The sequence below is a fragment of the Pseudoflavonifractor capillosus genome (assembly GCF_016899775.1).
Taxonomy (GTDB): domain Bacteria; phylum Bacillota; class Clostridia; order Oscillospirales; family Oscillospiraceae; genus Lawsonibacter.
In genome coordinates this window covers 1-24757 of sequence record NZ_JACJJE010000002.1, presented here as the reverse complement: position 1 = coordinate 24757, position 24757 = coordinate 1, and the positions used below count along the sequence as shown (strand labels likewise).

At 63.1% G+C, this 24757-nt stretch carries 28 protein-coding genes, 1 tRNA gene and 1 pseudogene; 10 read left to right on the top strand and 20 right to left on the bottom strand.

The window, feature by feature from the left end; translation table 11 throughout:
- Positions 1–22 precede the first annotated feature (22 nt).
- The 4 genes from H6B31_RS00955 to ylxM form a co-directional block, all read right to left on the bottom strand.
- Positions 23–253: a KH domain-containing protein gene (locus H6B31_RS00955; protein ID WP_162612506.1), complete on the bottom strand. Its 231-nt coding sequence runs from the start codon at positions 251–253 to the stop codon at positions 23–25.
- Positions 254–270: 17 nt separating this feature from the next.
- Complete coding sequence (gene rpsP / locus H6B31_RS00950) at positions 271–510, bottom strand: 30S ribosomal protein S16 (RefSeq protein ID WP_087287972.1); 240 nt, start codon at positions 508–510, stop codon at positions 271–273.
- Positions 511–576: 66 nt separating this feature from the next.
- Positions 577–1962 (bottom strand): signal recognition particle protein, encoded by a 1386-nt coding sequence (ffh, locus tag H6B31_RS00945; protein ID WP_204896794.1) that lies wholly within the window; start codon positions 1960–1962, stop codon positions 577–579.
- 3 nt (positions 1963–1965) lie between these two features.
- Complete coding sequence (gene ylxM, locus H6B31_RS00940) at positions 1966–2331, bottom strand: YlxM family DNA-binding protein (RefSeq protein WP_204896793.1); 366 nt, start codon at positions 2329–2331, stop codon at positions 1966–1968.
- A gap of 240 nt (positions 2332–2571) precedes the next feature.
- Here ylxM and yfmF point away from each other — a divergent pair, with 240 nt between their 5' ends.
- Genes yfmF through folD form a run of 4 tightly spaced genes read left to right on the top strand, consistent with a single transcriptional unit; the run spans position 2572 to position 6950 of the window.
- A complete protein-coding gene (yfmF, locus tag H6B31_RS00935; RefSeq protein ID WP_204896792.1) occupies positions 2572–3852 on the top strand; it encodes an EF-P 5-aminopentanol modification-associated protein YfmF in 1281 nt (426 codons plus the stop codon).
- A gap of 6 nt (positions 3853–3858) precedes the next feature.
- The gene (gene yfmH / locus H6B31_RS00930) at positions 3859–5136 is read left to right on the top strand and encodes an EF-P 5-aminopentanol modification-associated protein YfmH (protein ID WP_204896791.1); all 1278 of its coding nucleotides are present in this window, start codon (positions 3859–3861) and stop codon (positions 5134–5136) included.
- Between the two features lie 2 nt (positions 5137–5138).
- Positions 5139–6101 carry a prolipoprotein diacylglyceryl transferase gene (gene lgt / locus H6B31_RS00925; RefSeq protein ID WP_204896790.1) on the top strand — a complete coding sequence of 321 codons (963 nt, stop codon included), beginning with the start codon at positions 5139–5141 and terminating at the stop codon, positions 6099–6101.
- A gap of 3 nt (positions 6102–6104) precedes the next feature.
- Positions 6105–6950 carry a bifunctional methylenetetrahydrofolate dehydrogenase/methenyltetrahydrofolate cyclohydrolase FolD gene (folD, locus tag H6B31_RS00920; RefSeq protein ID WP_346014020.1) on the top strand — a complete coding sequence of 282 codons (846 nt, stop codon included), beginning with the start codon at positions 6105–6107 and terminating at the stop codon, positions 6948–6950.
- A gap of 102 nt (positions 6951–7052) precedes the next feature.
- Here the strand turns inward: folD and H6B31_RS00915 are convergent, their stop codons facing one another.
- The 3 genes from H6B31_RS00915 to H6B31_RS00905 are packed head-to-tail and all read right to left on the bottom strand — an operon-like array spanning position 7053 to position 10805.
- Positions 7053–7766: a hypothetical protein gene (locus tag H6B31_RS00915; RefSeq protein ID WP_204896789.1), complete on the bottom strand. Its 714-nt coding sequence runs from the start codon at positions 7764–7766 to the stop codon at positions 7053–7055.
- A complete protein-coding gene (locus H6B31_RS00910) occupies positions 7759–9948 on the bottom strand; it encodes a M1 aminopeptidase family protein (protein ID WP_204896788.1) in 2190 nt (729 codons plus the stop codon). Before H6B31_RS00910 ends, H6B31_RS00915 begins: the two co-directional genes overlap by 8 nt.
- A complete protein-coding gene (locus H6B31_RS00905; protein WP_204896787.1) occupies positions 9945–10805 on the bottom strand; it encodes an ABC transporter ATP-binding protein in 861 nt (286 codons plus the stop codon). Before H6B31_RS00905 ends, H6B31_RS00910 begins: the two co-directional genes overlap by 4 nt.
- A gap of 166 nt (positions 10806–10971) precedes the next feature.
- Between H6B31_RS00905 and H6B31_RS00900 the strand changes: the two genes are divergently transcribed.
- Complete coding sequence (locus tag H6B31_RS00900) at positions 10972–11493, top strand: methyltransferase family protein (protein WP_204896786.1); 522 nt, start codon at positions 10972–10974, stop codon at positions 11491–11493.
- 115 nt (positions 11494–11608) lie between these two features.
- Here the strand turns inward: H6B31_RS00900 and H6B31_RS00895 are convergent, their stop codons facing one another.
- The 4 genes from H6B31_RS00895 to rlmD all read right to left on the bottom strand — a co-directional run bounded on the left by H6B31_RS00895 (position 11609) and on the right by rlmD (position 15958).
- On the bottom strand, positions 11609–12238 hold the full coding sequence (locus H6B31_RS00895) for an alpha/beta fold hydrolase (protein WP_204896785.1): 630 nt from the start codon (positions 12236–12238) through the stop codon (positions 11609–11611).
- A gap of 40 nt (positions 12239–12278) precedes the next feature.
- Complete coding sequence (locus H6B31_RS00890) at positions 12279–13799, bottom strand: ATP-binding protein (protein WP_204896784.1); 1521 nt, start codon at positions 13797–13799, stop codon at positions 12279–12281.
- Positions 13777–14445, bottom strand: a complete 669-nt coding sequence (locus tag H6B31_RS00885; protein ID WP_204896783.1) for a response regulator transcription factor — start codon at positions 14443–14445, stop codon at positions 13777–13779. The genes H6B31_RS00890 and H6B31_RS00885 overlap by 23 nt, the downstream gene beginning before the upstream one ends.
- A 151-nt stretch (positions 14446–14596) precedes the next feature.
- Positions 14597–15958 carry a 23S rRNA (uracil(1939)-C(5))-methyltransferase RlmD gene (rlmD, locus tag H6B31_RS00880; protein ID WP_204896782.1) on the bottom strand — a complete coding sequence of 454 codons (1362 nt, stop codon included), beginning with the start codon at positions 15956–15958 and terminating at the stop codon, positions 14597–14599.
- Positions 15959–16151: 193 nt separating this feature from the next.
- Here rlmD and H6B31_RS00875 point away from each other — a divergent pair.
- Positions 16152–16228 (top strand) — tRNA-Arg (locus H6B31_RS00875).
- Positions 16229–16569: 341 nt separating this feature from the next.
- Here the strand turns inward: H6B31_RS00875 and H6B31_RS00870 are convergent.
- Positions 16570–17517: an ROK family protein gene (locus H6B31_RS00870; protein ID WP_204896781.1), complete on the bottom strand. Its 948-nt coding sequence runs from the start codon at positions 17515–17517 to the stop codon at positions 16570–16572.
- Positions 17518–17519: 2 nt separating this feature from the next.
- A complete protein-coding gene (gene hprK, locus H6B31_RS00865) occupies positions 17520–18470 on the bottom strand; it encodes an HPr(Ser) kinase/phosphatase (protein ID WP_204896780.1) in 951 nt (316 codons plus the stop codon).
- Between the two features lie 227 nt (positions 18471–18697).
- On the opposite strand from hprK, the gene rpmB reads away from it, so the two are divergent.
- Positions 18698–18886, top strand: a complete 189-nt coding sequence (gene rpmB, locus H6B31_RS00860; RefSeq protein WP_087288054.1) for a 50S ribosomal protein L28 — start codon at positions 18698–18700, stop codon at positions 18884–18886.
- A 53-nt stretch (positions 18887–18939) separates the two neighbouring features.
- Here the strand turns inward: rpmB and H6B31_RS00855 are convergent, their stop codons facing one another.
- The gene (locus H6B31_RS00855; RefSeq protein WP_204896779.1) at positions 18940–19359 is read right to left on the bottom strand and encodes a DUF3842 family protein; all 420 of its coding nucleotides are present in this window, start codon (positions 19357–19359) and stop codon (positions 18940–18942) included.
- A gap of 100 nt (positions 19360–19459) precedes the next feature.
- On the opposite strand from H6B31_RS00855, the gene H6B31_RS00850 reads away from it, so the two are divergent.
- Entirely contained in the window at positions 19460–19642 is a 183-nt protein-coding gene (locus H6B31_RS00850) for a hypothetical protein (RefSeq protein ID WP_191343037.1), read from the top strand.
- Here the strand turns inward: H6B31_RS00850 and H6B31_RS00845 are convergent.
- Positions 19629–20480, bottom strand: coding sequence for a patatin-like phospholipase family protein (locus H6B31_RS00845; RefSeq protein ID WP_204896778.1), 852 nt, complete (start codon positions 20478–20480; stop codon positions 19629–19631). The genes H6B31_RS00850 and H6B31_RS00845 overlap by 14 nt on opposite strands.
- Positions 20481–20636: 156 nt before the next feature.
- Here H6B31_RS00845 and cysK point away from each other — a divergent pair, with 156 nt between their 5' ends.
- On the top strand, positions 20637–21566 hold the full coding sequence (gene cysK / locus H6B31_RS00840) for a cysteine synthase A (RefSeq protein WP_204896777.1): 930 nt from the start codon (positions 20637–20639) through the stop codon (positions 21564–21566).
- 166 nt (positions 21567–21732) lie between these two features.
- Here the strand turns inward: cysK and H6B31_RS00835 are convergent, their stop codons facing one another.
- The 3 genes from H6B31_RS00835 to H6B31_RS00825 all read right to left on the bottom strand — a co-directional run bounded on the left by H6B31_RS00835 (position 21733) and on the right by H6B31_RS00825 (position 23291).
- Positions 21733–22374, bottom strand: coding sequence for a YitT family protein (locus H6B31_RS00835; protein WP_204896776.1), 642 nt, complete (start codon positions 22372–22374; stop codon positions 21733–21735).
- Between the two features lie 176 nt (positions 22375–22550).
- A complete protein-coding gene (locus tag H6B31_RS00830; protein WP_204896775.1) occupies positions 22551–22919 on the bottom strand; it encodes a helix-turn-helix domain-containing protein in 369 nt (122 codons plus the stop codon).
- Between the two features lie 15 nt (positions 22920–22934).
- Positions 22935–23291: a helix-turn-helix domain-containing protein gene (locus H6B31_RS00825; RefSeq protein ID WP_204896774.1), complete on the bottom strand. Its 357-nt coding sequence runs from the start codon at positions 23289–23291 to the stop codon at positions 22935–22937.
- Positions 23292–23502: 211 nt separating this feature from the next.
- On the opposite strand from H6B31_RS00825, the gene H6B31_RS00820 reads away from it, so the two are divergent.
- A complete protein-coding gene (locus tag H6B31_RS00820; protein WP_204896773.1) occupies positions 23503–23673 on the top strand; it encodes a hypothetical protein in 171 nt (56 codons plus the stop codon).
- A 41-nt stretch (positions 23674–23714) separates the two neighbouring features.
- On the opposite strand, the gene spoVAE is transcribed toward H6B31_RS00820, so the two are convergent.
- Together spoVAE and H6B31_RS00810 are read right to left on the bottom strand one after the other, a co-directional pair.
- The gene (gene spoVAE / locus H6B31_RS00815; protein WP_204896772.1) at positions 23715–24071 is read right to left on the bottom strand and encodes a stage V sporulation protein AE; all 357 of its coding nucleotides are present in this window, start codon (positions 24069–24071) and stop codon (positions 23715–23717) included.
- Between the two features lie 29 nt (positions 24072–24100).
- Positions 24101–24727: pseudogene (locus H6B31_RS00810) on the bottom strand (stage V sporulation protein AD); the annotation flags it as partial.
- Positions 24728–24757: the final 30 nt, after the last annotated feature.

Sequence of the window (24757 nt, the reverse complement as noted above, 5' to 3'; positions counted from 1 at the left end):
CAGGAGACTCCTTGTGGGGGGATCAGTCGACAATCTCCACCGAGACGCGCTTGCCGGACCGCTGGGCCACGGAGCGGATCAGGGTGCGGATCTCTTTGGCGATGCGGCCCTGGCGGCCGATCACCTTGCCGGTGTCCTCCGGGGCGACGCGCAGCTCCAGAATGGTCTCGCCGTCGGACTGGATCTCATTGACAGAGACCTGCTCCGGGTGATCCACCAGATTCCGGGCCACATAGGTCAGAAGCTCTTTCATTGTGCAGACCTCCAGCCTTAGATTGCGCCGGCCTTTTTCAGCAGATCACGGACGGTCTCCGTGGGCTGAGCGCCGGTCTTGATCCAAGCCTGGGCGCGGTCCACGTCCACCTTCAGCTCAGCGGGGTTGACGACGGGGTTGTAAGTGCCGATCTCCTCGATGAAACGGCCATCCCGGGGATAGCGGGAGTCGGCCACGACGATGCGGTAGAAGGGAGCCTTCTTGGCGCCCATGCGGCGCAGTCTGATTTTGACCATTTATATTCACCTCCAAATGAATTCTTTTGTATATGGAACGCGTGTGCCACGCGCTTCCAGCGTCAGTTAAAAGGGAAACCCTCCCGGCATGCCGCCGCCCATTCCGGGCATCATGCCGCCCTTCTTGCCCATGCGCTTGCGCAGGCCCCGGGGCAGCTTGCCGCCGGAGAACTGGCGGGTTAAGGACTGGAGCAGCTCGAACTGCTTCAGAAGGCGGTTCACGTCCACCACCTGGGTGCCGGAGCCGGCGGCGATGCGCTTTTTCCGGCTGGAATTGAGCACCCCAGGGTTCTCCCGCTCGTAGGGGGTCATGGACTGGATGATGGCAGACATCTGCTTGAACATCCCGTTGTTCAGATCCGCCCCCTCCAGATCCGAGGCCTTCACGCCGGGGAGCATCCCGGCCAGCTCGGTGAGGGAGCCCATATTTTGAAGCTGAGCCATCTGCTCATAGAAATCGGTGAGGGTAAACTTGTTTTTCCGCAGCTTCTCCTGGAGCTCCAGGGCCTTCTTCTGGTCGAAGTTCTGCTCCGCCTTCTCAATGAGGGAGAGCACGTCGCCCATGCCCAGGATGCGGCTGGCCATGCGGTCGGGGTGGAACACCTCGATCTGATCCAGCTTTTCGCCCATGCCCACAAATTTGATGGGCTTGCCGGTGACTGCGCGGATGGACAGGGCCGCGCCCCCTCGGGCGTCGCCGTCCAGCTTGGTGAGCACCACGCCGTCGATGTCCAGGGCGTCGTCAAAGGCCTTGGCCGCGTTCACCGCGTCCTGACCGATCATGGCGTCCACCACCAGCAGGATCTCGGTGGGCTCCACCGCCGCCTTGATGCGTCTGAGCTCATCCATCAGCTCCTCGTCCACGTGGAGCCGTCCGGCGGTGTCCAGGAACACCAGGTCGTTGCCGTGCTCCTTGGCGTGGGCGATGGCCGCCTTGGCGATGTCCACCGGGTCGGTCTGTCCCATCTGAAACACGGGGATGTCCAGCTGCTGGCCCACCACCTCCAGCTGCTGGATGGCGGCGGGGCGGTAGATGTCGCAGGCACACAGCAGGGGGCGCTTGCCCTCCTTGCGCTTCATGAGACCCGCCAGCTTGGCGCAGTTGGTGGTCTTGCCCGCGCCCTGAAGGCCCACCATCATCACCACGGTGGGGGGCTTGGAGGCGATGGTCAGCTTGGTGCTCTCGCCGCCCATCAGGTCGGTGAGCTCCTGGTTGACGATCTTAACGATCTGCTGGGCGGGGGAGAGGGCCTCCAGCACGTCGGCGCCCACCGCTTTCTCGGTGACCTGGGCAATGAACTGCTTGACCACCTTATAGCTTACGTCGGCCTCCAGCAGGGCCAGGCGGATCTCCCGCATGGCCTCCTTCACATCGGCCTCGGACAGCCGCCCCTTGCCGCGCAGCTTTTTAAAGGCGGCGGAGAGCTTTTCGGTCAGTCCTTCAAATGCCATGGGTCACTCCTTCTCCATCTGCTGGGCCAGGTCCAGGATCTTGCGGGCCTGGGCCTCCAGCTCCGGGTCGTCGTAGCGGGCGCTGCGAGCCAGGATGGCCTGGGCGGCGCCCTCCACCTCCTGAAGCTGCTTCTGCATGGCGTGGAAACGCTTGATGAGGCCGGTCTTGTCCTCCAGGTCGGTGAGGATGGCCTCCGCCCGGACGATCACGTCCCGGACCCCCTGGCGGGTGATGCCGTTGTTCTCGGCGATCTCGGCCAGAGACAGGTCCTCATTATAGTAGAGGTCGTAGAACTCCTTCTGCCGGGGGGTGAGGACGTCCCCGTAAAAATCATACAGAAGGGCCATCCGGTATGCCTGGCTTTTCATGTTCTTCGGCCTCCTCTCAGTTTCATGTAAAGCCTAGAAACTTTACAAACGGAACTATACCACATTCTCCCTCGTTTGTCAATCCGAAATTGCGCCCAAAGAGCCGGGACTGCTTTGGTATATTCCACCATAGGGCGGGGACACTGGGATGGAAGGGAAAAATTGATTAAATTGATCTGGCATGGTATAATATGATCCGCATTTGTATTTTGGGAGCATTTCCCAAGGAAAGGAAACCCCATGGAAGTATTGCGACGGGAGCTGTTTCCCGGGGTGTGGCTTCGGACGGTCCACACCCATAAGTTTAAAAGTTCATACCTGTCCCTCACCCTGATGGCCCCTCTGTCGGCGGAGACCGCCTCGGCCAACGCCCTGATCCCCTCGGTGCTCCGCCGGGGGACGGCGGACCACCCGGACCTGGAGTCCCTGTCCGCCGCCCTGGACGAACTGTACGGCGGGGCCGTCGAGCCCATCGTCCGCAAGAAGGGGGAGACTCAGTGCGTGGGGTTTGCGGCCAGCTTCCTGGACGACGCCTACGCCCTGGAGGGGGAGCCGGTCCTGGAGGGGGCTGCCGCTCTGCTGGGGGAGCTGCTCCTGCGGCCCCGCACCGAGAAGGGGATGTTTTATCCCGACTATGTGGCGGGGGAGCGGTCTAACCTGGTGGACCGCATCCGGGCCCAGGTAAACGACAAGCGGTACTACGCCCTGTCCCGCCTCACCCAGCTCATGTGTGAGGGGGAGGCCTTCGGGGTGGACAAGCTGGGGGACGAGGGGCGCGCCGCCGCCCTCACCCCGCGGAAGCTGTGGAAGCGCTATCAGGAGCTGCTGTCCACGGCGGAGATCGAGCTCTACTACTGCGGCTCCGCCGCCCCGGACCGGGTGGCTGAAGCCCTGTCCGCCGCCCTGTCCGGCCTGCCCCGGTCAGAAGAGCGGCTGGAGGCGGACTGTGAGGTGCGCCTCCACGCCGGGGCGGAGCCCCGTCTGGAGGAGGAGCGGATGGACGTGACCCAGGGCAAGCTGGCCCTGGGCTTCCGCACCGGCGGGATCACCTGCTGGGAGGAGGACTACCCCGCCCTGGTGATGTGCAACGCCGTGTTCGGGGCCACCCCTCTGTCCAAGCTGTTTTTGAACGTGCGGGAGAAGCGCTCCCTGTGCTACTACGCCAGCTCCAACCTGGAGAAGATGAAGGGGCTGCTGCTGGTGTCCTCCGGCATCGAGTTTGGCCAGTACCAGCAGGCCAGGGACGAGATCCTGGCCCAGCTGGAGGCCGTCCGCCGGGGGGAGATCGAGGACTGGGAGCTGGAGGGCGCCCGGCGCACCCTCATCGGAGGGCACCGGTCCACCCTGGACGACCAGAGCCGCCTGGAGGAGTTCTGGCTGGGCCAGACGGCGGCCGGCCTGGACACCGGCATTGAGGAGCTGGTGGAGGGCTTGAAAGCCGTCACCCGGGAGCAGGTGGCCGCCGCCGCCCAAAAGCTGGAGCTGGACACCGTCTATTTCCTCAACGGAAAGGAGGGCTGAGAACCCATGAATTACCTGGATTTTCCCCGGGTAGGGGAGCGGATGTATCGGGAGGTGCTGGAGAACGGCCTCCACGTGTTCGTCTTTCCCAAGCCCGAGTTTCAAAAGAGCTACGCCTTTTTTGCCGCCAACTACGGCGGCATGGACCTGCGGTTCTGCCTGGACGGGACCTGGCACGATACCCCCGCCGGGGTGGCCCACTACCTGGAGCACAAGATGTTCGACACCCAGGAGGGCAACGCCCTCCAGAAGCTGACGGCCAACGGGGCCTCCCCCAACGCCTTCACCAGCAACGCCATCACCGGGTACTACTTTGAGTGCACCGAGCAGTTTGAAGAGAACCTGAAGACCCTCCTCTCCTTCGTCTCCGTCCCCTACTTCACCCAGGAGAGCGTGGATAAGGAGCAGGGGATCATCGGCCAGGAGATCGGCATGATCGAGGACGACCCGGACTGGAAGGTGTTCACCAACCTGATGAAGGGGCTGTACGAGCACCACCCCATCCGCCTGAGCGTGGCCGGGTCGGCGGAGTCCATTGCCCGCATCACCCCCCAGACCCTGTACGACTGCCACAAGGCCTTCTACGACCCGGCCAACATGGTGCTGTGCGTGGCGGGCAATCAGGACCCGGAGCGGGTGTGCCGGATCGCCCGGGAGATTCTGCCCAAAACGGCGGGGCCCATCGCCCAGAAGGACTACGGCCCCCAGGAGCCGGAAGGGGCCTTCCAGAGCCTGGTGGAGGAGCGTCTGGCGGTGTCCGGCCCCATCTTCCAGCTGGGCTGCAAGGGGGATGCCCCGGAGCGGGGGGAGGCGGGCCTGCGCCAGCAGATGCTGGGCGAGCTGGCCTGTGAGGTGCTGCTGGGCAACTCCACCCCCCTGTATGCCCGCCTCTATCAGGAGGGGCTCATCAACCGGAATTTCAGCTACGGATATGACAGCGTCCCCGGCTGCGCCTTTCTGGCGGCGGGAGGCGAGTCCCGGGACCCGGAGGCCGTCCGGGCCGCTGTGGAGGCGGAGGCCCGCCGCATCGGAGACGAGGGCGTGGACCCGGGCCTGTGGGACCGGGTGAAGAAGGGGGTCTACGGGTGGAGGGTGCGAAGCCTCAACTCCTTTGAGACCCTGTGTGTGAATCAGGCCCAGAACTTCTTTGCCGGACGGGAGTACCTGCGCTTTGCCGACCTGTTCGCGGACATCCGGAAGGAGGACGTGGAGGCCCTCATCGCCCGGTGGGTGACCCCGGCGCGCACCTCCTTGTCTGTCATCCGACCGAAGGAGGTGGGCTGACTATGGTGCATGTGGTGTCCTTCCCCGGCCTGGGACTGGAATTTACCCTGAACCGGGTGGCCTTTGAGATCTTCGGCCGGCCGGTGTACTGGTATGGCATCATCATCGCCTGCGGCCTGCTGCTGGCGGTGTACCTGTGCTCCAAGTGGGCCCCCCGGTTCGGCGTGGTGCCCGACCACATCCTGGATCTGATGATCTTTGCGGTGCCTGCGGCCCTCATCGCCATCCGGGCCTACTATGTGATCTTTAATCTGGATCTGTATAAGAATGTGGACGGCTCTCTGAACTGGGCGGCTATCTTCCGGTACAGCGACGGGGGGCTGGCCATCTACGGGGCCATCATCTCGTCGGCCATCGTGCTGCTCATCTTCTGCCATGTGCGGAAGGTCAGCTTCCTGGCCTTTGCCGACCTGGGGGTCCACGGGCTGTTTATCGGCCAGCTCATCGGCCGGTGGGGCAACTTTATGAACGTGGAGGCCTACGGCGGGGTGACCGACCTGCCCTGGCGCATGTGCAGCGAGTCCATAGCCCAGGACATGCTCGCCCAGGGCTATGTGGACCAGGCGGGCTTTCAGGCCATCCTGGACGGGACCCTGGGGGTACATCCCACCTTCTTCTATGAGTCGGCCTGGAACTTTATCGGCCTGATTTTAGTGTATCTCATCGGGAAGCGGTGGCGGAAGTACGACGGGGAGTGCTTCCTGTTCTACCTGTGCTGGTACGGCCTGGGCCGGGCCTGGATCGAGGGCCTGCGCACCGACAGCCTGTACTTTTTCGGCCTGGAGCTGTTCGGGTCGCCCATACGGGTGTCCCAGATGGTGGCGGCGGTGTGTTTTGTGGCGGCGGGAGCCATCCTGATCTACAACCGGTTCCGGCCCCACGACCCGGCCAAGCTGTATGTGAACCGCCTCAAAGCCCAGGCGGAGCAGAAATCCGACGAAAAAAGCGATAACAAGGAGGAGTAATCCGTGGCAGCGGTAGTAATGGATGGAAAGGCCCTGGCGGCCAAGGTGAAGGAGGAGGTCCGCGCCCAGGTGGAGCGGATGGAGCGCAAGCCCGGACTGGCCGTGGTGCTGGTGGGGGACAACCCCGCCTCCCGGGTGTACGTAAACGGAAAGAAAAAGGACTGCGGGGAGTGCGGCATCTACAGCGAGGAGTACGCCATCCCGGCGGAGACCACCCAGCAGGAGCTGCTGGAGCTGGTGGACACCCTGAACGGCCGGGAGGACATCGACGGCATTCTGGTGCAGCTCCCCCTGCCCAAGCACCTGAACGAGAAGGAGGTACTGCTGGCCATCCGGCCGGACAAGGATGTGGACTGCTTCCACCCCTTCAATGTGGGGCAGCTGATGATCGGGGAGAACGGCTTCCAGCCCTGCACCCCCGCCGGCGTCATGCGGATGCTCCAGGAGTACGGCATCGACCCCGCCGGCAAGCACTGCGTCATTGTGGGCCGGTCCAACATCGTGGGCAAACCCCAGGCCATGCTCATGCTCCGGGAGAACGCCACCGTGACCATCTGCCACACCAGGACCCCCGACCTGAAGGCGGAGTGCCTCCGGGCGGACATCCTGGTGGCCGCCGCCGGCCGGGTGGGCCTCATCACCGGCGACATGGTGAAGGAGGGCGCCGTGGTCATCGACGTGGCCATGAACCGGAACGAGGCCGGAACGCTGTGCGGGGACGTGGACTACGCCGCCGCAGCGGAGCGGGCCTCCTACATCACTCCGGTCCCCGGGGGAGTGGGCCCCATGACCCGGGCCATGCTCATGGAGAACACCCTGTACGCCGCCCGGAGCCACGGGAAGAATTGACGGCGGTTCCCCAATCTGGGACAGGACCGGAGAGAACAGAAAAACGCGCGCCCCTGGGAGACCGGTATGGTCCCAGGGGTCGCGTTTTTTCTGTGAAGGATATTATTCCACGTGCCGCCTGCGGGGAGGGAGGGCCAGCAGGACGATTCCGGCCGCCAGCAGGGCGCACTGGACCAGCAGGACGGCCGCCGGCAGGGAAAAGGCCGGGTCCAGGGTCCCCAGGGTCAGGGGATACTGGGTGAAAAAGCTCCCGTTCCACAGTTCCAGCGCCTCTGGCAGGGGCAGGAGGGCCAGAGCAAAGGGGAGGGGCATCCACACATAGAGGAGCCAGGGCCGGACCCGCCCCAGCAGCCACCCGCTGCCCAGGGCGAACACCAGGGGCGGGGCCAGGGTGACCAGGGCGGGGGTAATCAGCTCTATCCACCCGTACCAGCCGAAGTACCAGCCGTAGAACACGGCGGCCTCCGCCAGAGCGGCCAGCGCCAGGAGGACCGTCCCCGCCAGGGCGGCTCCGCACCGGGCCAGGGCGTACCGCCGGGGCTCCATGGGGGCGGCGTCGGTGAGCACCGCCGCCCGCCGGGCTTTTCCTGAGGTGAAAAAGGTCAGAAAGAACAGGCTTCCGATCCACAAGAGGGGGACCATCCGGCTCAAAAAGTCCCCGAAGCTCCAGGGGGAGAAGGGGGCGGTGTGGGACACCCCCAGGATGGTCACGCGGCTCAGCACCTGCCATCCGTAGAACAGGAGCACCAGCAGAAGTCCCCCGAAAAATTTGTTCCACAGCAGGCGTCTGCACTCGTATTGAAAAATCTTACCCAAGGTCCAGCTCCTCCTCCGTCAGCCCGCAGGCGTCCAAAAAGTCTTGATAGGTCAGATAGGGATAGGTGTAGTCGATCTCCCGGTTGAACAGGTCGTGGAGAATCTGGTCCATGGCCTTCTCGCCGCCCACCAGCTGTTCCGCCTTCAAAATTTTCAGGGGCATCTCACTGTAGTGGCGCACGCCGGACAGGCTGCCCGCGATGTTCAGCCGTTCCGCCTCGGGCAGCTTCTCCAGATACTCCGGGCGGCGGACGTAGAAGTTCAAAAAGTAGTCGTCCACTTCCTGCTGCCACTGGTCCACATAGTGTTTCTGCGCATAGTCCTCGCCGTAGAGCTCTTTGACGATGTGGTAGGTGGTGTACACCGTCAGGCCCTCAGAGGACCAGGGGCTGGTCTCATCCGCCACGTCGAACATATTGCCCAGACCCCACCACTGGTGGACCAGCTCGTGGATGAATGTCTCGCCCGGGACAGCCCCCTTGCTGGTGTTTCCCAGGTTGGCGGTGGTAAAGTCCGCCTCGTCCAGCAGGCTGGCGCCGTCTGAGGCGTAGCCGCCGCCGGCCACCCGGCTCTGGATCAGCTTCAGGGTGCCCGTCGCTCCAAAGGCCGAGGGAAAGCCGTAGTGCTGGGTACAGTAGCTTATCACCGCCCTTACAGCGTCCGCCGCCCCGGCGGCCTCCATAACCGCCTGGTGCTTGCGGCCGTAGTAGAACGCCACGGTGATGCCGCTGGCCTGGATATCCTCCCGGATGTAGTCTCCGGCGTAGAGAATGCCGCCCAGGTGATTGCTCTCGTAGCTCCAGGTTTTGGTGCCGTCCCCGTTCTCCGCGACCACCGCTGCGTCCTCTGTCCCGAAGGGAATGGCAGTCATGGCGGCGGGCAAGGTGATCTCCACGGTGGTGGGATAGCCCTCGTCCCCGGGCATCACATTCAGCAGGTAGGGAAACAGCCGCTGATTCTCCAGGCACAGGTACGTCTCGCTGATCTCCGGCTTCCCCTGACTGGTGGAGGAGAGGTTCCAGTCCTTGGGAAAGCCTCCGTACTCCAGCGCCAGCTCCACCTGCTCGTTCGCCGGGAGGGTGATCTCCCACAGGGCCATGTTGCTCTCCTCATAGCCAGTGCGGACGGCGGGGACCGCCTCCCCGTCCACGGCGGCCGTCAGGTCATAGCCCGGGTCCACGCCAAAATAGACCGCCCACCCCTGGCCGGAGGCGTTCTGGAACCGGTAGACCGCCCGGCCTTCCACCGTGCCGGCCTGGGTGTTCGGGAATACCTGCACGGTGCGGTCCAGAAAGGTAACCCCTTCCGCGTAGTCCAGATTGTAGAGCTCCATGGCGTTCAGGTCCGGGTTGCTGTTGTCGTAGAAAGGCTGGGCGGCATAGGCCGTCCCGGAGCAGGCCAGGAGCACCAGGGCGATGGCCGGGCGGTAGAGCCGCCGGAGCCCCCGGGCCAGGGAGCCCAGAAGCCCCTTTCCGTACCGGCGGATGCACAGGTAGGACACGGCCCACACCCCCGCCAGGATTCCCAGCCAGGTGAGGCGCACATAGGCCACCGACCGGAACAGCCGGAAGTTGGTGAAGTCGTCGGACATGGCCCATACGCTGGGGTTGAGCCAGCACAGCTGCCACTGGTCCGCCCACACGGTGAGGCTCAGACCGGCGAAGGCGGCAAAGAGCACCAGGGACAGGTCCGCCCGCCGGGTAATCTGATAGGCGGAGGCGGCGGCCAGAATGGACAGGGGCAGGGCCAGCCCCAGAAACAGGAGGTAGGAGAGCACATAGTCCGTCCCGGTAAAGACGGAGCCGATGAGCCCCAAACTGATGGGGAGCCACACCGCCATGGTGAGGGCGGTGGCCAGCATCGCTCCGGCCAGCAGGGCCAGCAGGCGCACCCACGCCATGGTGTGGGGGGAGACCGCCGCGTCCATGAGCATGTCCACCCGGCTGCGGCCGGTGCGGTCCAGCTCGAAGATGGTGAGCAGGGCGAACAGAATGCCGCCCCCCACGCCGCCCGCCAGGGCCGGGTTGGCCAGATACAGGGAGAGCATGGTGTCGGAGTAGGCGGGCTGGTAGAGGATGAGACCCGCCGCGGGAGAGACCGCCGTCAGCAGGATCACCAGCCAGGTCAGGCGGCTGCGCAGCAGCCGCCCCAGCTCCAGGGAAAACAGCCGGATCGTTTTCATTGGACCGCCTCCCGGGAGATGAGATAGAGGTAGGCGTCCTCCAGGGTGGGCTCCGAGGGCTCTGCAAAGGGCGGAAGGATGTCCGATACCGCCCGGCACCGGACGCCCCGGCCGGTGTTCACCCGGGCGGTGATGTGGAGCCCCTCCTCCTGGGCTGCGTCCTGTTCCCAGAAGACCCCCACGTGGCCGGCGGCAGACTGGATGAGCTGCTCCGGCGTGCCGGTAAATAAAATTTGGCCGTGGTGGATGACCACAAGGCGGTCACATACCGACTGCACGTCCTCGATAATGTGGGTGGACAGCAGGACCAGCCGGTCCCGGGCGGCCTGGGAGAACAGGTTGCGGAAGTGAATGCGCTCCTCCGGGTCCAGCCCCACCGTGGGCTCGTCAAAGATCAGGAAGGCGGGGTCCCCCAGCAGGGCCTGGGCGATGCCCACCCGCTGGCGCTGGCCCCCGGACAGGGTGCGGATCTTGGCCCTTGCCTTCTCCTCCAGGTTGACGGCCTGAATGGCACGCTGGATGGCGGCTTTCGCCTCCCGCAGCCCCTTCAGGGCCGCCATATAGTCCAGAAACTGGGTGACGGTGAGCTCGTCGAACAGCCCGAAGTCCTGGGGCAGATAGCCCAGCCGGGCTTTCAGCTGCCGCTCCCCCTTGGCCAGGGGCTGCCCATCCACCAGAATGGAGCCGGAGGTGGGCAGCAGGGCGGCCACCAGCAGCTTCATCAGGGTGGACTTGCCTGCCCCGTTAGGGCCCAGCAGGCCGATAAGGCTGGGACTACGCAGGTCCAGGTTCAGGTCCTTCAGCGCCTGTTTCCCGTTGGGATAGGTCATGCTGACATTTTGAATGCTGATTTCCATACGATCTGGTTCCTTTCTCCTTGGGATGGGGAAAGGATACCAGGGCTGTGTGGAGAGAAGTTGGAGGTTCTGTGTGGTTTGTGTGGAGATAGGGGGAATCGACTTTTTTGCGGGAATGGGGTAAAATCATATTGGCAGTATACGACAAACCGTGGAGTAGATGTATATGAATGGCTTCCTGTTGCTGATTCCTTTTTTCATCCTCCGATTTGGGCTTCTGTTGGCGCTGAATCCCAAGGCGGTCCCCCGGGCGGCATACTTTGCTCCCATGCAGGGGGCGGAACGGTGCGCTTATGTGATTTACCAGCTCTCCAATCTCGGATTGTTTTTGTCCCTGCTGTTTCTGTGGGTAGACATGGACTTTTCTGCTCTGTTCTGGTGCGGGATCATTTGCTATCTAGTCGGCTTGTGTCTGTGTGCGGCGTCCGTCTCTGCGTTTTCTTTCCCCGATGAGTCTGGCCTGAATACGAACGGCGTCTACCGATTTTCCCGCAACCCTATGTACGTGGCCTATTTTATCTGCTTTGCAGGAATGGCCCTCCTGACCCGGTCTTTCCCCTTGCTGGGACTGGTTCTGATCTTTCAGATTTCCGCCCACTGGATCATCCTTGCCGAGGAACGCTGGTGCCTGGAGCAGTTCGGGGATGCCTATGCGCAGTATAGAAAGCGGGTCAGGCGCTATCTTTAAACCTCTATGGTCTGTGTGGAGTGTAAAATACAGGAAATTGCAAGTGAAACGGCCCGCCGCGGGATGGTGTTTCCCGCGGCGGGCCGCTTCTTTTTGTTGTAAATCCATGGTGTACTCAAGAATACAGAGAGTAAAATTCATTCAATCGTTCAGCCAAAGCACTGGGGTTTTCCTCATTCACCACATGGCCGGTCTGGGCGATCAGCTGTAATTGCGCGCCGCGGATGTTTTGGGACAGAAAGCGCGCGGATTGGATGTTTGCCCGGTCCTTCTCCCCGCAGAGGATCAAAGTGGGGCATTGGACAGCGCTCACCTGGCCGCTGAAATCCAGATCTCTCATAGAATTTCCCAAAGCAAAGGTATTCTTCTTATCAAAGGCCATGGACGCAAACGTGGACTGGGGAAGAAGGCGGAACACCACGTTCTGGAGGGCGAAGGCCGCCTTTGGAACCTTGTGGGGCGTGCCGATCAGCACCAGTGTTTTGACGGCCTCCGGGTGCTCCAGCGTGTAGTCCAGGGCCAAAATGCCGCCCAGAGAGAGGCCGCACAGGTGGACCGGACCGCCGGCTTGGGCGCAGTACGCCCCAAAAGCGGCGCGGAGATTGGGGTAGCTGGCCTCTTTCCCCAGCAACAGGGAGGAGAGCTCGGGGCACAGAACGTCCTTGCGGCAATCCAGGTGAAGAACCGTCTCGTTCCAGCTGGCCGCCTTGTGCCCGGAGCCGTGGATCAGAATGACTTTCTCCATAGGTATCCCTTCCCAATTCGGCATTTCAAGTTTGTTTTATTCATCGTACCATATCTTCCGTGGGAAGTCCAGGACTGGGACAGGGTAAAAACTGTGCCGTGACCTTCACCCCGTCTTCCGTATTTTCAATGGTACACTCTGCCCCGTGCCGCTCCAAAATCATCTTCACCAGGTAGAGTCCCAGACCGCTGCCGCCGGTGCTCCGGTTCCGGGAGTTTTCGGTCCGGTAGAAGGCCTCGAACAGGTGGGGCAGGGCCTCCTCCGGGATGCGGGCCCCGGTGTTCTCCACCGTCAAAGCGGGGCGGCCGTCTCGGAAGCCGCACCACACCCGAATTCGGGCCCCCTGGGGGGAGTAGAGGGCAGCGTTGGAGAGCAGGTTCCCCACCGCCCTGCCCAGCAGAGAGGGGTCTCCGGTGACCAAGACCCCCGGGGTCAGTGCGGAAACCAGTTCCTGTTCCCGCTGGCGGAACAGCTCCCCGTCCTGCTGGAGCCGCTCCGCCGTCAGGGCGGACAAGTCCACCGTCTCCTGCCGGAGGGCGGCTGCGCCGGACTCCATCCGGGAGATGGCCAGCATCTCCCCAATGAGATTTTCCATCCGCCCGGTGGTCTGGAGGGAGCGCAGCAGATATTTGTCCCGGTCCTGGTATACCCCCACCCCCTCCAGCATGCCGGAGAGCTGTCCCTTCAAAATGGTGACCGGGGTTTTCAGCTCGTGGGAGGCGGCGTTGAAGAAGGCCATTCGCTGCCGGTCCAGCTCCCGCTCCCGCTCCACCTCCCCCCGCAGGGCCCGGTTGGCCCCCTCCAGGTCGGTGAGGGCGGCGGACAGTTTCCGGGCCATCTGGTCCAGGCTGCGGCCCAGCCGGCCGATCTCGTCCCTGCGCTTCTCGCCGCTCTCCCATTGAAAGTCCAGCTGTGCCATTTTTCCGGCGATTCCGCTCAGGCGTACAATGGGCCGGGTGATGTACCGGGAGTACACCAGGGCGCACAGCAGGGAAAAGATCAACAGCACCAGCAGAATCCACGGGGCCATCTGGGCCAGAGCGCGGACCGCCAGGTTTTCCGCCTCCATCCGGGGGGTGACATAGAGGGTATAGGGGTCCTCCTGGCCAGCAAAGCGCACCTCCGCAGTGATGGTGGCCTGCTCGGACATGGTGACGGCCACCGTGTCGTCTGTATGGGAGGTTCCCGCGTCATAGGTGACGGTGGAATCCCCCTGGACGGATGTGATGACCAGGGAGCTGTCCTCATATACCGACTGGACAGCCAGCTGGGAGCCGGTGTCGGCAATCCGGCCGTCCGGCCCCACCAGCATGGCCTCCGCCCCGGAGGTGCGGATAAACTGGTCCAGCAGAGGGCCGCAGCTCTGCTCCTCCGTCCCGGCCAGTTGGTCCACCAGCTGGTCCACCTGGACCGTCAGGTCGTCGGTGACCACCGCGGTGTAGGTGCTGGGGGTGGCCCAGGCGATGAGCCCGAAGGTGACTGCCCCGGCGGAGAGCAGGATCAGCAGGGTGATGAGAAACACCCGGGCGGTGAGGCTCTCACTCAGCTTCCTTGGCAGCACGGTAGCCCACCCCCCTCACCGTCTCGATGTAGTCCCGCCCCAGCTTGCGGCGCAGGTTTTTGATGTGGCTGTCCACCACCCGCTCGTCGCCGAAGAAGTCATAGCCCCACAGCTTGGAGAGCAGCATCTCCCGGGTGAACACCCGGCCCGGCGCGGACAGAAAAGTGTGGAGCAGCTCAAATTCCCGGGCGGTTAGCTCCAGGGGGCGGCCCTCCAGGCGGACCTCCCGGGCGTCCAGATCCAGGGAGAGATCCCGGTAGCGCAGAGGGCCGTCCTCCACAGTTCCGCCGCTCCGGCGGAGGATGACCCGGATCTTCTCCAGCAGAACGGGCATGGAGAAGGGCTTTGTGACATAGTCGTCAATGTTCAGCCGGAATCCCCGGAGTTGCTCCCCTTCACCATCCAGGGCGGTGAGCATCAAAATAGGCACCTGGGACTGCCGCCGGATGAGCTCGCAGACCCCAAAGCCATCGATCTTGGGCAGCATCAGGTCCAGCAGCACCAGGTCGAAGGAACGGGACTGGAACAGCTCCAGGGCTGCCACCCCGTCTCCGGCCGCTGCGGTCCCATACCCCGCGTCCTGGAGGTAGGCGCACAGCAGCTCCTGGATATCCGGCTCATCCTCTACGATTAAAATGTGTTTCATAAGCCATCACCTGGAGGGAGTATACCATGGAATTGTGAATTTATCGTGGAGAGGGGGAATTTTATTTCCGAGATCTCTCAGCTTCTGCTTCTGAGAAGAAAATCCGCCCTGCCTCCACAGAATGCGGAGACAGGGCGGAGAGGTGGAACGGTTATGGGGCCGCTTTCCGCAGCAGCACGACGGTCTCCACATGGGAGGTCCGGGGGAACAGGTCCACCGCCTGGGCCTTGACCGCCGGGTAGCCCAGCTCCCCGAAGCGCTTCACGTCCCGGGCCAGGGTGGCCGGGTCGCAGGAGACGTAGACGATGCGCTCCGGCTCCATGGAGGCCAGAATCTCCGGCACCTCCGGAGCCAGCCCCTTCCGGGGCGGGTCCACGCAGATGACCTGGGGGCGGATCCCCTCGGCGGCCAGCTGGAAGGCGGCCTCCCCCGCATCGCCGCACAGGAACCGGGCGTTGTCCACCTGGTTGCGGGCGGCGTTGGCCTGGGCGTCCTGCACGGCCTCCGGGACGATCTCCGCCCCGATTACCTGACCGGCTCGCTGGGCCAGGGCCAGGGAGATGGTCCCGATGCCGCAGTACAGGTCCAACACTGTCTCCTGGCCGGTGAGGCCGGCAAATTCCAGGGCCTGGGTGTACAGCCGCTCGGTCTGGGCCCGGTTGATCTGGAAGAAGGAGGGGACGGACAGGCGGAAGGTCATGCCGCACAGCCGCTCCTCCAGAAAATCCCGCCCCCAGATGGTCCGGTAGTTCGGGCCCAGGATTACGTTGGTGTCCTTGGTGTTGGTGTTCAGCACCAGCCCCGCCAGGGTGGGCACCGCCTGCCGGAGGGACTGCACCAGCTCGGGGGCGTGGGGCAGGCGGGTCCCATTGGCCACCACACAGCACAGGGCCTCGCCCGCCTGATTGGTGCGCACATAAAGGTGGCGGATCAAGCCTTGGCAAGTTCCCTCGTCATAGGCGGGAACCCGATACCGCTCCATCCAGCCCTTAAAGGCGCGGCGCAGGGCGGTGACAGTCTCGGGCTGGAGCAGGCAGTCGTCCACGTCCAGTACGTCGTGGCTCCTGGAGCGGTAGTAGCCCACCGCCAGCCCCCGCTTCTCCTGGGCCACCGGGAACTGTACCTTGTTTCGGTAGCGCAGGGGGGTCTCCGCCCTCAGCACCTGGGGCAGCTCCAGGGATACTCCGCCCACCCGGGTCAGCGCGTCCTGGACCCGCTGCCGCTTGGCGCGCAGCTCCTCCTCATAGGTCATGTGCCGGTACTGACAGCCGCCGCACCGCCCCGCCAGGGGGCAGTCCAGCTCCACGCGCTCCGGCGACGGGTCCAGCAGGCGGACGGCCCGCCCCCAGGCCACGTTAGTCTTTACCTTTAAAAGCTGGACCTCCCAGCGCTCCCCCAGGATCGTCCCGGGGACAAAGACGACCCGGCCCTCCCAGCGGGCAACTCCCATCCCCTCTGCCGTATAACCAGTGATCTCCAGTGTAAGCGATGCGTTTTTCTTCCACCCGTCCATGGAAAACCGTCCTTTTAATATAAAAATCAATCTATCATACCATATCAACCGGCGGGAGTAAAGGGCACCGGAACGATTCTGGAGTTGACTCCGTGCCGGCTATTCCAAGAAGACTTTGAAAAAAGAAAGAAAAATTGAAAATAACACTTTACAACTCACGGCAATCCTGCTATAATAACTGAGCGATTGATAAGCGCCCGTAGTTCAATTGGATAGAGCGTCAGATTCCGGTTCTGAATGTTGGGGGTTCGAGTCCCTTCGGGCGTACCACTCAAAGAGTCCTTCAAAGTGTTGAAAATCAGCACTTCGAGGGACTTTTTGTTTTCCCTTATCGAAAATATAAATGGTATTCTAATACACTGAAATACAATTCACCGCTGGGGCGGGTGCTGGGGCAAATCCACCCCAAAAGCTGCGCCAAGGTTTTCGCCTGCGGCGAAAACGCTTGTACGGTGCAAAAGCGCTGCCGGCCAGGAGGCCGGTGGGGTGATTCTCCTGCAACGGTCCCGTCGATCCCAAATATCCATTTTAACCGGCCAAGCCAAAAAGAAATCCTGCAGCCACAACGGTTACAGGATTTCTTTTATGCTTTCTGGTGTTTAGCCTGATCTTTATGCCATCCGGCACAGCATGGCGGCGCCCACCACGCCGGCGTCGTTGCCCAGGCTGGCCCGCACCACCTTGGGCAGACGGTCCTTGTCAAAGCATCCCTTATGGACCAGTTCCCGCACAGGGTCCAGCAGCAGGTCGCTGTCCGCGCTGCTCACTCCGCCGCCCAGGCAGATGACTTCGGGAAAGAGAATATTGCTCAGGCTGATCAGCCCGTAGGAGAGCTCCTTTTGATATTCCTCCAGCACCTGGAGGGCGGTCTCATCCCCGGCCCGGGCTGCCTGGAAGGGGGTGCGGCCCTCGACCCGGTCCAGACTGCCGCCGCACACCTCCCAGAGCAGGCTCTTGGGGGAGGACTCCATGGCTGACCGGGTCATGCGGATAAGAGCGGTGGCCGAGCCGTACTGCTCCCAGCAGCCCAGGCCGCCGCAGCCGCAGGGCAGGCCGTTGGGGTGTGTCATCAGATGGCCTGCCTCCATGCCCGCGCCGCCCAGGCCGGTATAGAGCTTTCCACCCCGCACCAGTCCGGTCCCAATGCCGGTGCCCAGGGTGACCATGACCACCGGGTCGCAGCCCTTGGCGGCTCCGGCCCAGTATTCCCCTGCGGCGGCGCAGTCGGCGTCGTTGCCCAGGTGGACGGGAATATTCAGCTCCCGCTGAAACAGCTCCCGGAAGGGGGTGTCCCGAAAGGGCATGTTGGGCGTTTTCACCACAATGCCCGCCTCATTGTCCACCAGACCGGGGATGCCTGCGCCTGCGCCCTCCACGTCCTCCAGAGAGATGCCGCCCTCCTGAGCGGCACGGACGGACAGCTGGGCCAGCTGGGACACCAGCTCCTCTGCGGACCAGCTCCGATTCACAGGGCAGGCGGATTTGTGGAGAATGGTCCCCTCCTGATCCACCAGACCGGCCACCAGATTGGTGCCTCCCACATCAATTCCAATATACACGGTCAGCCCTCCTCGTCCATGAGCTTTTTGAAGTGCTCGTCCATCCGCTGTGTCAGCTCCAGGGCAGCGTTGTGGCCCAGTTTCCGGCTGCGGTTGTTGATGGCTGCAACCTCCAGGATGCTGGCCAGGTTTCGGCCGGGCTTCACCGGGATGGTGACGGCCGGGACCTCCACATCCAAAATTTCGGTGGTGGCCCCTTCCAGGCCGAACCGGTCATACACCGCGTGGTCATCCCAGGGCTCCAGAGTGACTACCAGCTCGATTTCCTGCTCCATTTTGGTGACCCGCATGCCGAACAGGCTGCGCACATCCACCACGCCGATGCCCCTCAGCTCCATGTAGTGGCGGATCAGATCCGGGGCGCTGCCCATAAGGGTGTTGTGATTGGTCACCTTGATCTCCACCGCGTCGTCGGCGATGATCCGGTGGCCCCGCTGGATGAGTTCAATGGCCACCTCGCTCTTGCCCACGCCGGATTCCCCTTGGATGAGCACCCCTTCGCCGTAGATCTCCATGAGCACGCCGGAGCGGGTGATCTGGGGAGCCAGGTGATTGAACAGGCTGCCGATGAGGCGGCTCATAAAGGCGGAGGTGTGCTCCGCCGTGCGCAGCACGGTGCGGTCATGCTTAATGGCCATCTCCATACACTCGGGGTAGGGCTCCAGAGCACGGGTGAGGATCAGGGCCGGAACCGGATAGGACAGCAGTTTGTCAAAGCTGGTCCGCCGCTCCTCAGGGGTCATCTGGTTCAGGAAGGTGTGCTCCGTCAGGCCGATGACCAGCAGCCGCCGGGTGTCAAAGTGCTCAAAAAAGCCGCTCAGGGGCAGGCCGGGCCGGTTTACATCCAGTGTGGTCAGGGGGGTGTCCTCATAGTCGGGCCCCTTATGGAGAATCTCCAGATCAAATTCCCGGATGATCTCTCCCAGCTTTACGCTTTTCGTATGTTCTGCCATTGGATCGTCCTCCTTCGCTTCGTCACTTGGCGCTTTTGCTTAGTATATCCTATCTCCTTCCATTTCGCAAGGGCTCCCGGCGTTTTCTGCCGGTTCTTTCGGCCGGAACGCGGCAAAAAAATTTCGGCCCCTTTGAAAAAAATCCTTGCATTTCCCTAAAATATCTGGTAATATATCATTCGATGCTTCATTGGAAAGCGTACTCTCATAGCGAGGAGGTAAGCAACATGGCCAAATGCGAATTCTGCGACAAGGGCGTCACCTTCGGCATCCAGGTCTCCCACTCCCACCGCCGTTCCAACCGCACCTGGAAGCCCAACGTGAAGCGCGTGAAGGCGATCGTGAAGGGAACTCCCACTCACGTGTACGTCTGCACCAGATGCCTCCGTTCCGGTAAGGTCACCCGCGCTGTGTGATCGGTATATGGCAAGTTAAATCCCCTGTGGTATTCCACAGGGGATTTCCTTTTTTATGATGCGCCCTCCAAAAATTCCACCGCCCGGTCTACCGCCTGACGCACGTGGGCGGACAGGCTCAGCTCCTGCACTCCGGCCACCACCACGCCGCAGCTGTTCATGGGGACGAGGAATTTCTTGGCCCGGCAGCCCCCCACCGCTTCGGCTATTTTAGGAGTCACCTCGCCCAGAATGGCGTGGGCCACCACGATGCCAAGGGGGCCCAGCACCACGTCTGCGTCCATGACGCCCCGGACCACCGGGTTTTCTCCCGTGGCCACCTGGGAAGCCCCGGCCTTCTGCATGGCGGAGGAGGCGATGCCGTTGGTGCCGATGGCCAGCAGCTCCGCCTGGGGCAGGCGGGCCTTTACTTCCTCCACCAGCAGCTTTCCAAGCCGGCCGCCCTGGCCGTCGATCACCACAATTTTTGCCATATTAAATCCCTCCGCTTATTTCTGATTTCTTTTTCTGTGCCGGAGCATCGTGCATCAAAAACAGACCTGTCCGCATAGATTCCACGGGGAGGTGTTTGCCATGTCCTTTTCTCTGCCCTCCGGCCCGCTGATCTCTGGAGCGGCGGCGGCCGCCGCCGCGTTGGCTCAGGGCCGCTCCCGGGAGGAGCTGGAACGGATGGCCGCCTTCTTCTCCCTGCTGGGGGAGATGCTGGACGCCTTTGCCCTGGATGCCCCTGGGGAGGGGCCAGTCATCGATCCATGAAGGAGCGGATCTGCTCCATGTTCTCCATGCCCTGCTGATAGCCCTCGGCCCACAGCATGCGCAGCTTGTCCACGTTGTGCTCGATGCGCCCCACCCCGTGGAGGGTGTTGGGGGCGATGACCAGGGCCTTGCCCTCCTTCTCCAGCTGAAACAGTTCCGCACGGCTCCGGTTGTCCCGCTCCGGCCGCTCCTCCATGGTGCGGCAGAAGTTGGGGTACTCCCGGTAGCGGCGCTGGATCAAGGGGAGAAGCTTTTCCGGCTTTCGGACAAAGCTCCGGGGCTTGGTGAGGATGACCACCACCCGGTCGCACCCCTGCACAAAGGCCCGGCGGTAGGGCACCGCGTCGGCCGCGCCCCCGTCCAGATAGGGCTTGCCGTCCAGGTGAAATACCGGGAACATAAGGGGCATGGCGCAGGTGGCCTGGAGGAGGCGGAAGTGCTTGTCCTCGGTGGTGACCTCCTTGTATTCGGCCTCGCCGGTCTCCAGGTTGGTCACCCCAGCCTCCACATGGCCGGGGAACGCCTCGAAGGTCTGGTAGTCAAAGGGCACCAGCTCGTTGGGGATGGTGCAGTAGGAGAACTCCAGACCGAAGTAGCTGCGGTTGTGCCGGTCCACCAGGTTGTTCAGGCCCATGTACCGCCGGTCGTTCACAAACCGGGTCAGGATCTCCAGGTTCCGCCGGGGCTGCTTGGAGACATAGCTCACCCCGTAGGCGATCCCGGCGGACACCCCCACCACATAGTCCGCCATCACGTTCTTCTCCAGCAGGGCGTCAAAGACGCCGGTGGAAAAAATGGTCCGGAGGGCCCCGCCCTCCAGCACCAGTCCGACTTTCATGCTTTGCTCCTCCTTTTCGTTTGCCGGAAGAAGCGGCTGAGAGCCGCCCCATGTCTTTTATTATACGGAATCCCGCCGTCTTTGCAAGGGGAACCGTTGACAACCTATCGTTTCAGTAGTATGATCGGTTCAGACATTCCATAGGAGGGAACTGCTATGCCTGCCATTGCGCACAATCTGGAAGAACTGATCGGTCACACCCCCCTGCTGGAGCTGAACCGCTACGGCGCCAAGCACCAGTTTCAGGCCCGGGTGCTGGCCAAGCTGGAATATCTCAACCCCGCCGGCTCCGCCAAGGACCGGGTGGGCCTGTCCATGATTCTGGACGCGGAGGAGAAGGGGCTCCTGAAGCCCGGCGGAGTCATCATCGAGCCCACCTCCGGCAACACGGGCATCGGTCTGGCCAGTGTGGCGGCCGCCCGGGGCTACCGGGTGATCCTCACCATGCCCGACACCATGAGCGCCGAGCGCCGGGCCATGCTGGCCGCCTACGGGGCGGAGCTGGTCCTCACCCCCGGGGCCCAGGGCATGCAGGGGGCGGTGGACAAGGCCCAGGAGCTGGCCCGGGAGCTACCCGGCAGCTTCATCCCCGACCAGTTCGGCAACCCCGCCAACCCGGAGGCCCACTACCGCACCACCGGCCCGGAGATCTGGGCGGATACGGACGGCAAGGTGGACGTGTTTGTGGCCGCGGTGGGCACCGGCGGCACCATCTCCGGCACCGCCCGGTACTTGAAGGAGCAGAACCCTGCCCTCCAGGTGGCGGCGGTGGAGCCCGACGCATCCCCCCTCCTCTCCGGCGGGCAGGCGGGCCCCCACCAGATCCAGGGCATCGGGGCCAACTTCATTCCGGACACCCTGGACCGCTCCATCTATGATCAGGTGATCCGGGTGACGGACCAGGACGCCCTGGCCACCGGCCGGGAGATTGTCCGGACCGAGGGCATTCTGGTGGGGATCTCCTCGGGAGCCGCCCTGTGGGCGGCGGGCGAGCTGGCCAAAAAGCCGGAATATGCCGGAAAGACCATCGTGGTGGTTCTGCCCGACTCCGGGGACCGGTACCTGTCCTCCGCCATGTTTGCATAACAGAATATAGAAAAAGGCCCCTTAAGGCCGTCCGAAGCGGATGTTTCTCCCCTCCGGACCCCTTAAGGGGCCGCGTGTTTCTGGTTGCCTGCGCGGGGTCCGCCCAAAGCGGAAATTTGAGACCTGGCATGGCGTGGAAGTTTTTACACGCCCCGCGCGATATCAGTTACAGCTGTTCTTCAACGGCGGCTTCCGCCTTCACTGGAGCATCTTCTCGTCGGCCCACTCGCTGTACCAGGCCGATGATCTGACCGGACAGAATCACGGTCAGCAGGGAGCAGCCCAGCCGGCTCAGGTCGATGTAGGTGGCGGACAGGGCCAGCACCACCAGGTCGCTGATGAGGTAGGCCCACTGGATGTCCCAGCGGGTGAGCTTGGAAATGCTCATGGCCAGGGCGTCGTCGCCGCCCGGCGCGCCGCCGGCCCGGACGCTCAGCCCCACGCCACAGCCCACAAACAGGGCGCCCAGCACCGCCGCCAGCAGGGGGTGGTCGGCCAGCTGGGGCCACAGGGGGTCAAACTGCTCCACAATGGCATAGAACACGGAGAATCCGCCCCCCGCCACGATGGAGTAGGCGATAAACTCCTTTCCCAGCAGCTTCCAGCCCATGAGATAACAGATTGCGTTCATCACCAGTCCCGTCACCGCCGGGGAGAGTCCCAACCAGTGGTACAGGAACAGGGTCATGCCCAGCACACCGCCCTCGGTCACACCGGACAGGGCATGGACATTGTACAGGCCGAAGGCAAGAATGGCGCTGCCCAGCAGGGCCAGGGCACATTTCTTCGGCTTTATGAGGGAAAACAAAATAACAACTCCTTTGATGCCTTCCACGCACTTCTATTATAGCCGAGAATGGCCGGTTTGGCAACCCCCCGGCACAGTTTGGGGGAGTTTGTGGCAAATTTGGGAGCTGATAGGACCAAAAACGCCGTCCCGGCAGTCCGGGACGGCGTTTCGCCTGTTTTCGACGGGGGAGCGGATTATACTGATTCTGTGCCCAGGTGCTCCGCCGCTTCAATCAGCTCGATCTGGCTGCGGAGGGAGGCCATCAGGCGGGGATAGAGGCAGGGAGAGACGCCGGAGAGAAAGTTTCGAATCTCCTCCGCGGAGGCCCGGGCGGGAGCCTGCTCTCCAAACAGAAGAAAGCTGTCCTGAACGCCCAATACCTCGCATACCCGTTTATAGGTGGGCAGGGCCAGGCCGGTGCTGCCCCGCTCCACCTCGCCCAGATAGTGGGGAGTTACATCCAGCCGTTCCGCCAGCGCCTCCCGGCTGATCCCAAGGGCCTCCCGTCTGGCTCGAATGCGGGAGCCCAATTCCCGATTCAGCTGGGTGTAAGTGCGCGCCATCGAGGACACCTCCCATCAGTCCGGCTGTTCCAGCGCCTGGATCAGCTCGATCTGGCTGCGGAGGGAGGAGATCAGATAGGGGCGGTATTTGGGATTGACCTCCTCCAGCATGGCCTGGATCTGACGGGCCTCGTCCCCAGGTTCGGGAAGCGCGCCCAGCAGGAGCTGGTCCGCTGAGACGCCCAGCGCCAGACAGATCCGGCTGATAGTCTCCAGAGAGGCCCCGGTACGCCCGCGCTCCAGGTCTGCCGCGAATTGGGCGGAAATGCCCGTCAGCTCGGCAAAGCGCTCCCTGGTCAGAGCGGCGGCCTCCCGGGCGGCGCGGATTCGGGCGCCGATTTCCACGTTGCTTGGCTTATAGGTCTGTCGCATGCCCATACCCTCCTGCGTTTGATGCACTCAGCATAAGAGATGGTCAGTTTCAAAAACAGTGTTCAATGCACTTAAAAATATTGTGCAATACACGCGTGTGAGTTATGATAGTTATACATGCTTTAATACCGGCAGAGCGGGGATGAAGAGGGAATACAGGAAAAGAATACACCAATAATAGGCAGAGCGGTTGGATAAAGGAGAGATGTATATGTGTATGGAAGAAGATACGCGGGTCCGGGAGGCGATCGCGGTCCGAATGCTGAAAGAGACCTTGATTCCCTCAGCGCAGATTGCCCGCTGGACCGGACTGTCCAGAGAGCGGGTCCACGCGCTGGCCCTCCAGACCAAGCGGCTGGAGGACCGCTGGCCGGAGCAATAGACGTGCGGGCGGATGGAAACCGCCCGCACGTTTTTTCTGTGTCAGCGCTTCGGCTTGGCCTTGAAAATCAGGGCCACCAGAAAGCCGAAGAAGATGGCGGCGGCGATCCCGCCGGCGGTGGCGGTGATGCCCCCGGTGAGAGCCCCCAGAAGCCCCTGCTGGGCCACAGCCTCCCGCACCCCATTGGCCAGGGTGTTCCCAAATCCGGTGAGGGGGACGGCGGCTCCGGCCCCGCCCCAGTCCGCCACGTACTGGTAGATCCCCAGCGCGCTCAGAATCACCCCGGCGGTGACATAGCAAACCAGAATTTTGGCGGGGGTGAGCTTGGTCTTGTCAATGAGCAGCTGGCCCAGGGCGCACAGCGCGCCGCCGCAGAGAAAGGCGTTGAGATACTCCATACAAAAAACCCTTCTTTCCCAAAAAACCGTCAGCCGTCCCGCCGGGCGGAGACAGCCACGGCGTGGCAGATGCCGGGGATGCTCTCCCCCTGAAAGGCGGTGGTGGGGGAGTGGAGGGCCCCGGTGGGGCAGAACAGCAGGTGCTTGATCTGCCCCGCCCGCAGCTCCCGAAGGAGATAGCCGGTGAACACCGCGGCGGAACAGCCGCAGCCGGAGCCCCCGCAGTGGACGTCCTGGCGCCGGCTGTCGAATATCAGCCTGCCGCAGTCGGTGTAGCTGGGGGAGAGGTCCACCCCATCCCGGCGGAACAGCTCGCACAGCAGCTCGCCCCCCAGCTCCCCCAGGTCGCCGGTGACGATGCAGTCGTAGAAATCCGGCCCCCGGCCGGTGTCCTGAAAGTGGGTGCATAGGGTGTCATAGGCAGCGGGGGCCATAGCCGCCCCCATGTTGTTGGTGTCGGTGACGCCCTTGTCCACGATCTTTCCCGGCGTGACATGGGTGATGCAGGGGCCGTCTCCCCCCCGCTGGAGAATGACCGCTCCCGCCCCCGTCACCGTCCACTGGGCGGTGGGGGTGCGCTGGCAGCCGTACTCCAGGGGAGTGCGGTACTGGCGCTCCGCCGTGCAGAAGTGGGAGGAGACCACCACCCCCGCCCGCTCCCCAAAGCCTGTCTCTTATACACATCT

Excerpts from the sequence above, each read along its gene's own strand:
- H6B31_RS00855 (WP_204896779.1), bottom strand. The coding sequence starts at position 19,359 with ATGGCAAAAATTGTGGTGATCGACGGCCAGGGCGGCCGGCTTGGAAAG.
- H6B31_RS00895 (WP_204896785.1), bottom strand. The coding sequence starts at position 12,238 with ATGGAGAAAGTCATTCTGATCCACGGCTCCGGGCACAAGGCGGCCAGC.
- H6B31_RS00900 (WP_204896786.1), top strand. The coding sequence starts at position 10,972 with ATGAATGGCTTCCTGTTGCTGATTCCTTTTTTCATCCTCCGATTTGGG.
- H6B31_RS00820 (WP_204896773.1), top strand. The coding sequence starts at position 23,503 with ATGTGTATGGAAGAAGATACGCGGGTCCGGGAGGCGATCGCGGTCCGA.
- ffh (WP_204896794.1), bottom strand. The coding sequence starts at position 1,962 with ATGGCATTTGAAGGACTGACCGAAAAGCTCTCCGCCGCCTTTAAAAAG.
- ylxM (WP_204896793.1), bottom strand. The coding sequence starts at position 2,331 with ATGAAAAGCCAGGCATACCGGATGGCCCTTCTGTATGATTTTTACGGG.
- H6B31_RS00845 (WP_204896778.1), bottom strand. The coding sequence starts at position 20,480 with ATGAAAGTCGGACTGGTGCTGGAGGGCGGGGCCCTCCGGACCATTTTT.
- H6B31_RS00910 (WP_204896788.1), bottom strand. The coding sequence starts at position 9,948 with ATGAAAACGATCCGGCTGTTTTCCCTGGAGCTGGGGCGGCTGCTGCGC.
- H6B31_RS00850 (WP_191343037.1), top strand. The coding sequence starts at position 19,460 with ATGTCCTTTTCTCTGCCCTCCGGCCCGCTGATCTCTGGAGCGGCGGCG.
- yfmH (WP_204896791.1), top strand. The coding sequence starts at position 3,859 with ATGAATTACCTGGATTTTCCCCGGGTAGGGGAGCGGATGTATCGGGAG.
- H6B31_RS00885 (WP_204896783.1), bottom strand. The coding sequence starts at position 14,445 with ATGAAACACATTTTAATCGTAGAGGATGAGCCGGATATCCAGGAGCTG.
- lgt (WP_204896790.1), top strand. The coding sequence starts at position 5,139 with ATGGTGCATGTGGTGTCCTTCCCCGGCCTGGGACTGGAATTTACCCTG.
- H6B31_RS00905 (WP_204896787.1), bottom strand. The coding sequence starts at position 10,805 with ATGGAAATCAGCATTCAAAATGTCAGCATGACCTATCCCAACGGGAAA.
- H6B31_RS00955 (WP_162612506.1), bottom strand. The coding sequence starts at position 253 with ATGAAAGAGCTTCTGACCTATGTGGCCCGGAATCTGGTGGATCACCCG.
- yfmF (WP_204896792.1), top strand. The coding sequence starts at position 2,572 with ATGGAAGTATTGCGACGGGAGCTGTTTCCCGGGGTGTGGCTTCGGACG.
- rpsP (WP_087287972.1), bottom strand. The coding sequence starts at position 510 with ATGGTCAAAATCAGACTGCGCCGCATGGGCGCCAAGAAGGCTCCCTTC.
- rlmD (WP_204896782.1), bottom strand. The coding sequence starts at position 15,958 with ATGGACGGGTGGAAGAAAAACGCATCGCTTACACTGGAGATCACTGGT.
- hprK (WP_204896780.1), bottom strand. The coding sequence starts at position 18,470 with ATGGCAGAACATACGAAAAGCGTAAAGCTGGGAGAGATCATCCGGGAA.
- spoVAE (WP_204896772.1), bottom strand. The coding sequence starts at position 24,071 with ATGGAGTATCTCAACGCCTTTCTCTGCGGCGGCGCGCTGTGCGCCCTG.
- cysK (WP_204896777.1), top strand. The coding sequence starts at position 20,637 with ATGCCTGCCATTGCGCACAATCTGGAAGAACTGATCGGTCACACCCCC.
- rpmB (WP_087288054.1), top strand. The coding sequence starts at position 18,698 with ATGGCCAAATGCGAATTCTGCGACAAGGGCGTCACCTTCGGCATCCAG.
- H6B31_RS00825 (WP_204896774.1), bottom strand. The coding sequence starts at position 23,291 with ATGCGACAGACCTATAAGCCAAGCAACGTGGAAATCGGCGCCCGAATC.
- H6B31_RS00830 (WP_204896775.1), bottom strand. The coding sequence starts at position 22,919 with ATGGCGCGCACTTACACCCAGCTGAATCGGGAATTGGGCTCCCGCATT.